This is a genomic window from Kineococcus indalonis (assembly GCF_009906395.1).
Classification (GTDB): domain Bacteria; phylum Actinomycetota; class Actinomycetes; order Actinomycetales; family Kineococcaceae; genus Kineococcus; species Kineococcus indalonis.
On the sequence record NZ_JAAALM010001034.1, the window covers coordinates 1 to 416 of the forward strand.

The following is a 416-nucleotide window of genomic DNA, read 5'->3' on the forward strand; positions in this document are numbered from 1 at the left end:
CCAGGGGAGGCTCCGGTGGACCTGACGTGACGTGACGGTTGCGCGCCTAGGATCGGGCGGTGCTCGACGTGCCCGTGGTCATCCCGCTGACGCTGCTGGCCCTGGGCGTGGGTGCGCTGGGCTGCCTGGTGCGCCCGCGCTGGGACGTGGCGGTGCTCACCGGCCTGCTGTGCGCGGTGTGGACGCGCGTGAACGGCCCCGTGGAGGGGCGGATCCTGCACAGCTGGTCCGCCGACCGGGGCTTCACCGAGGCGGACCTGCTGGCCGTGGCGGGGCTGCTGGTGGTGGGCACGGCGCTGCTGCGCTGCGCGGTGCGCGACGCGCGCTCCCTCGCCGGCGGGCGCCACCGGCGCCGGGGCGCGGCGGGGCCGGTGCGCCCGTCGTCACCGGGCGCGGGGCCCGGCGCCGGTCACCAG

Annotated in this window: 1 protein-coding gene; it reads left to right on the forward strand. The window is 78.6% G+C overall.

The genetic code is table 11. From position 1 onward, the window contains the following. Window positions 1–59: 59 nt before the first annotated feature. On the forward strand, window positions 60–416 hold a 357-nt coding region (locus tag GTR00_RS22570), incomplete at its 3' end, for a hypothetical protein (protein WP_166613684.1).